Origin of the sequence: Bacteroides sp. (assembly GCF_052357945.1) — a bacterium.
In the GTDB taxonomy this organism is placed as follows: Bacteria; Bacteroidota; Bacteroidia; order Bacteroidales; family Bacteroidaceae; genus Bacteroides.
The window spans coordinates 1-5,485 of the sequence record NZ_DAWCXD010000215.1 but is presented as its reverse complement, the minus strand read 5'-3'; the positions used below and the strand labels follow the sequence as shown (position 1 = coordinate 5,485).

Genomic DNA, 5,485 nt, shown 5'->3' with positions numbered 1-5,485 from the left:
ACATTTTAACAAGCGAAAAGGTAGAAGATTGTCAACTGCTGATTCGCATAAATAAGAATAGTATGTCTAATTTAGGGTATTCTTTTGTTCCAATACATCCGGGAGAGATTATAAAAGAAGAATTACAATCTCGTGGAATATCGCAGAAACGATTTGCAGAGGTGGTAGGAGTGTCGTATACGATGCTGAATGATATATTGAATGGGCGTCGTCCTGTATCTACGGATTTTGCTTTGTTGATTGAAGCTGCTACCGATATAAATGCGGAGTTGTTGGTGAACATGCAGACAAGATATAATATGCAAATTGCCCGAAAGGATAAGAATGTTATGGCGCATTTGGAGAACTTACGGAAAATATGTGCAACATTGTTATAATTTAGTTGAGTCGTAACTCATACAGGCAAGCCTGTACCTCTTCAAGGCTGCCGGTATGTTTTCCTTCATCATCAGACAGTTTGATACATTCTCTCCATTCCTGATTGACATTCATCTTACATTGTGTCAGTTTCATCACGATGTTCGAAGGCTCGAATCCGGTATCATTGGTAAGGTTGGTACCGATTCCGAAAGAGCAGCGTATTTTGTTCTGGCAGTATTCTTGAATATCCAATGCCTTTGTAAAGTCGAGGGCATTGCTGAAAACGATGGTTTTGGTCGTCGCATCAATTCCCAACTCTTTATAACGAGCAACCAGCTTGTCGATAAACTCAAACTCATTACCGGAATCGCAACGCACTCCGTCAAATAGTTTAGCCTGTTTGCGGCTAAGGTTACTAAGGAAGATACCGGAAGTATATGTATCGGAAAGTGCGATACCCAAATCCCCGTCATAAACATTCACCCAGTTTTCGAGTGCCATATAGTTGGCATGTTTATATCCGAACTGTGCTCCGTGAAACATAAACCATTCATGTGGATGAGTCCCCATCATTTTCATTCCATATTTCATTGCAAAGTTACAGTTGGAAGTTCCGGTGCAATAATGTGCCGTCTCGTTCAGCTTCTTGATAACCGTTTCCTGCACATCAATGGAGAATCTTCTCCGTGTGCCGAATTCGGAAAAGCGGAGCTGATGTTGATTCGATAATTCTATTTTCTCCGATAGCTTGCAAAGAATCTCGTTCATGTCTGCTATATTGCCAAAGAAACGGTTTTTGATTTCAGAGACAATCGCGAGCAAAGGCACTTCATACAGTGTCACTTTATAGAGCAAATCAGTCACCTCAATGTGAAGATGACAGGCTTCATCCAGATGAATATCAATCTTATTCGGGTCGAAACGAAAAGAAGATAACCACTCCCAGTAGACCCTCGGAAGGAATCTGCAGTTTTTCGTCATATATTCCAGCTCCTCTTCCGTAAACCTCAACTGACTAAGATTCTTAATCTCTGTCTTGAGTGCCTTCAGGAAATCTTCGGTATATTGAGTTTCATTCCGGTCGTTGAAACTAAACGTGCCCATTGCATAGGGAAACAGTTTGATATAAGCATACGATGTGGTAAACTTATAAAGATCGGTATCTAGTAATGTCTTAACAATCATTTCGTTCGCTCTTTATATTTTATAACGTCGTAAAGTTAGTATTTGTTGAATAATATAACGACTTAATCATTAATAATTATGCCTTTTTTTATTCGAAGGGAATAAAGCCAGGATCTGAATATATATTCTGTTCGCAATGGCAAATTCCTTATCTCTTATTATAGTTTCCTCAATAAGTCAAGCCGATTTTCAGCGTAATGGAATGATGCGACAATTCTTCCTTAAACGTCGTATGGAAATATGGATCTTCCTGTTTCTTTGTCCGTTCCAGTTTCTGGAGTTCATAACCTGCCATCAAATTCAGTTTAAATTTCCGGTTGACTTTAAATTGTGCACCGATGGAAGGAGAGAGGTAAAAGCCTCCGTTTGCTTCTCTGTCTGTGGCAAAAGACCCACCGATATGACATTCCAGATAAGGAGTCAGTCTCCTGGACTTCGTTATATAAAATTGCGCACTGGCATAAAGCGGAATGAGCAGCTTCTCGTAAACAGAAAGTCCGCTGCCCGCACCGATGGCAAACCGTTGACTGATGTGGTAATGATTGACGATTTGCCAGTTGAAAGGCGTATAAGAAGGTTGATTCATAGAAAAACCTGTCCCGATATATGTAGTGTAAGAGAGACGTCCGTTGTCTGTTTGTCCGTCGGCACATACAGTGATGAAAGATAGCAGCGCAAAGATGAATATAAATTTCTTCATAATGATGCAAGGATAGAGTCTGATAATACGATGGTTAGCTACTGCTATTGCACATACACGGTTATGCTTTTAACGATATGCAATGCAGTTGTGAGTGAAGAAGTATCTTTGGTAAGATCTCCATTACTTCCATCCGGGCTGCTGTGTCCGATCAGTTTGGCTGTAAATTCTTTTTTGCCGGAAGTCAAATCTACTTCTGCTGCGTAGACAAGGGCAGGTTGTCCGCTCCCTTCTTTTCCACCGGAGTAATTGGCGTCTCCTTCTTTGGCCGATTTCGGATTTCGGATGTTTGATAGTTTGCTGACTGCCTCTACCAGCCAGATTCCTTTCTCTTCCCGTTTGTTGCGCAACTCTTTCACAAACTTATTGTCCGTTGTCAGTTCCCAGCGATACAGGCGTTTCAATGTATAATTCTCCCGTAACCGCATGATTTGTCTTTTGAATATCTGCTTGATAAATGCGGCTAAATGAGCCTGATCCGGTAACTCTTCATCGAAATTAATCCAATAGTCGTTCTGCTGAATGTAGGCTGCTATCAGTCCATCCAGCGAATTGAAATAACGGTAGATAAGCATTTTTGAAACTTTGGCCTTGGCTGCTACCGCATTGATGCCCAACCCTTCGAAGCCGCTTTCTTCAATGATGTTGTTGACGGCTTTAATCAGGGTCATTTCCGTAGCCTGTCTGTTTTTAGTAATCTCTTTTTCTATACTTTGATACTTTTGTTACTGACTGGTCACAAAGGTATGTTTCCTATCGGTAACATCAAGGAAAAAGAGATTATTTTTTGTGATGCTTGTCGGTTAATAACTTATCATCTTTACCGATAATACGTTATCCGGTCGTTTTATGATAACGCCACTGTCGGATTATGAACGGTCAGTCCGCCATCCACCACAATCGTTTGTCCGGTGATGTATCTGGCATCGTTCGAAGCCAGAAAAGCGATGGTAGCTGCAACATCCTCCGGTTCTCCCAGATAAGGAGTGGCACATTGACCGAGGAAGATATTACGTACATCCTCATTCAGGTTGTCCAATGCAGTGGGAGTAAGTACCAGTCCCGGAGCTACGGCGTTGCAACGGATGTTTTTCTTTCCCATTTGAGTAGCGATATATTTCGTCAGGTTGATGACACCCGCTTTGCTGGCGCCGTATAAAGTACCGTTGGCATCAGCCGTAAGTCCGCTTATGGAAGCTACGTTGACAATGTTCCCACCACCATTGGCAGTCATAATAGGAATGACCTGTTGGGAAAGATACATCGTGCAGCAGAGATTCAGATGGAATGCTTCGTCAAAGTAGTTGATGTCCAGCTTTTCGATGCTAAGGTCACGTTTGGGATCAGTTCCTCCTACATTATTAATCAGTACATCTATTCTTTGATATTCATTCATGGAAAAATCAACCAACTCTTTGCAACTCTGGAGTTCGGTGGCGGAGAAATAGACACGACGCACGTCAGCCCCTGCGTGCGTGAGTTCGTTGGCAAGCTGCTCCGCTCTTTTCTCGGAATGGTCAGCGATGACTACTTTGCCTCCTTCGGAGACAATGCGGCGTGTGGTTGCTTCGCCGATACCACCGGCGGCACCGGTGATGACAACTACTTTATTTTCGAATCTGTTCATATAATGGGAATTTGATGGTTACCTTACTATTAGAAACAGCTGGCAGAGGAATTTGTTAGCCCTCATAAACTCTCTTTAATAAGATAAGGTGTTCGATTCGAAAACTTTTGCATCTTTTCCAGTTTTACGCTCTGATTATTTAAGAAAACTGTTAAATGTTAATGCCTGGCCACTCATTTGTTAATGCGGCTCTGATTCTATTAAACCATGTTATAAGATACGCTGCTTTGGCCTCAAAATTTGGAGATAACCGAAAAGTCCGTATCTTTGTACTGTGTTTTTCATAGTATTAGATTTAAGGTTAACAAAAGATTGGCTGTCTGGGATAGATAGCCTTTTTTTATGCCTGTAAGTCAACTGCAGACCGAAGAGATTAAAACAACGAATATTGGTTATCCCGCAAGCTTTTCATCTCCCGTTCCTTTACGATATCATCTTCGGATAAATGGCCGATGAGTAGCGGTGAGTTTTTATCATGTTTCCTCCTATTATATACTGCCGTGTTATAATTGCCTTTGATGGCATAACAATAAATACATCCGTTCAGGCAACTTTCATAAGTTCCGATATCAATGCTTTCAATGCAGTTGCAGATGTTACGCTGGTTTTTATCCTTTTGGGCGAGGATAGGACAACCGATGATCTTTTCTATCAGATCCTTATCAATACACAGGCCGCTCGGAATACCTAAATGTCTTAAATCCACTTTTACAGTACAAGTATCCAGCTGTATGTCGGGATAAACGTCGATTGTTTTTTTAAAGGAGACAGCCATTTCTTCTATTTCCTCTTGAGTCAGCGGATGGATGTTGAATAACCGTACAGAGTTCCGGATATGCTGGTAATGATCTATGAATCCCAGCATACATTTGGCAGTATGGTCTTTGAGTTCGTCGGCAATCCGGGCAAATGCTTCCTGGTGGAAAGAAACATTGTATTCCTCGTTCGTCAGTATCGGATCATATCTCCAGATCACCCTTTCCCTGCCGATTTTATCAGCCAGCTTTTTAAAGGTATCCATTCGTTTATCAATGGAGGGCAAATGATTTTCCAGCTTTTCTCCGTAGGGGTTAAGTGTAAATTGGAAGTAATAGTTGTAATCCTGCAATTTCTCCAGTTGGTTGAGCATAGGTGCTGGGTTCTTGGTCCAGAAAACAAAGCAATCTACTACAGCAGGAGATAGAGAGATCTTGCTAATCATTTTCGGATGATATGGATTGGGCACTAATACATATCCTTCTTTAATCCGGTTGAAAAACCACTGGGAATAGAATGCCGGAATATCTGTCCGGCGGCTGGCACTGATTATCATAGTTCAAAGTTACAAAAAAAAAGACGATGTTGTTTCAATGATTCCCTCTTTTTTGTATTCTTACTTACCCAAGAAGTAACTAGTGTGAATGAATATGTTAAATGTTAACGTGTGAAGTCTGAAATGTTAATGCGCTTCCCAGAGTATTAAACCCTGTTATAATATGGGCTGTTTAGGCTCTAAAATTTGCTATTTACCTGAAATATGGTACCTTTGTACAGTGTTTTTTTCATAAGTATTAGATTTAAGGTTAACAAAAGATTGGTTGCTCGTGATGAGTAGCCATTTTTTGTTTTTATAC

6 protein-coding genes are annotated in these 5,485 nt (G+C 41.0%); 1 reads left to right on the top strand and 5 read right to left on the bottom strand.

Translation table 11 applies throughout. The features are described 5' to 3' along the window. Nucleotides 1–62: 62 nt before the first annotated feature. The gene (locus ACT8YW_RS21510) at nt 63–377 is read left to right on the top strand and encodes a HigA family addiction module antitoxin (RefSeq protein ID WP_007766540.1); all 315 of its coding nucleotides are present in this window, start codon (nt 63–65) and stop codon (nt 375–377) included. A 1-nt stretch (nt 378) separates the two neighbouring features. Here the strand turns inward: ACT8YW_RS21510 and pncB are convergent, their stop codons facing one another. The 5 genes from pncB to ACT8YW_RS21485 all read right to left on the bottom strand — a co-directional run bounded on the left by pncB (nt 379) and on the right by ACT8YW_RS21485 (nt 5,184). Beyond that, nucleotides 379–1,545, bottom strand: coding sequence for a nicotinate phosphoribosyltransferase (pncB, locus tag ACT8YW_RS21505; RefSeq protein ID WP_444107091.1), 1,167 nt, complete (start codon nt 1,543–1,545; stop codon nt 379–381). A gap of 169 nt (nt 1,546–1,714) precedes the next feature. Further along, nucleotides 1,715–2,245, bottom strand: coding sequence for a hypothetical protein (locus tag ACT8YW_RS21500; RefSeq protein ID WP_444107090.1), 531 nt, complete (start codon nt 2,243–2,245; stop codon nt 1,715–1,717). 44 nt (nt 2,246–2,289) lie between these two features. Beyond that, nucleotides 2,290–2,955: a TetR/AcrR family transcriptional regulator gene (locus ACT8YW_RS21495; RefSeq protein ID WP_444107092.1), complete on the bottom strand. Its 666-nt coding sequence runs from the start codon at nt 2,953–2,955 to the stop codon at nt 2,290–2,292. A gap of 137 nt (nt 2,956–3,092) precedes the next feature. Beyond that, entirely contained in the window at nt 3,093–3,872 is a 780-nt protein-coding gene (gene hdhA / locus ACT8YW_RS21490) for a 7alpha-hydroxysteroid dehydrogenase (RefSeq protein WP_444107089.1), read from the bottom strand. 373 nt (nt 3,873–4,245) lie between these two features. After that, complete coding sequence (locus ACT8YW_RS21485) at nt 4,246–5,184, bottom strand: DUF1848 domain-containing protein (RefSeq protein WP_444107088.1); 939 nt, start codon at nt 5,182–5,184, stop codon at nt 4,246–4,248. Nucleotides 5,185–5,485: the final 301 nt, after the last annotated feature.

What these genes read in the sequence shown, in the direction of transcription:
- ACT8YW_RS21510 (WP_007766540.1), top strand. Translation starts at nt 63, where the DNA reads ATGTCTAATTTAGGGTATTCTTTTGTTCCAATACATCCGGGAGAGATT.
- pncB (WP_444107091.1), bottom strand. Translation starts at nt 1,545, where the DNA reads ATGATTGTTAAGACATTACTAGATACCGATCTTTATAAGTTTACCACA.
- ACT8YW_RS21500 (WP_444107090.1), bottom strand. Translation starts at nt 2,245, where the DNA reads ATGAAGAAATTTATATTCATCTTTGCGCTGCTATCTTTCATCACTGTA.
- hdhA (WP_444107089.1), bottom strand. Translation starts at nt 3,872, where the DNA reads ATGAACAGATTCGAAAATAAAGTAGTTGTCATCACCGGTGCCGCCGGT.
- ACT8YW_RS21485 (WP_444107088.1), bottom strand. Translation starts at nt 5,184, where the DNA reads ATGATAATCAGTGCCAGCCGCCGGACAGATATTCCGGCATTCTATTCC.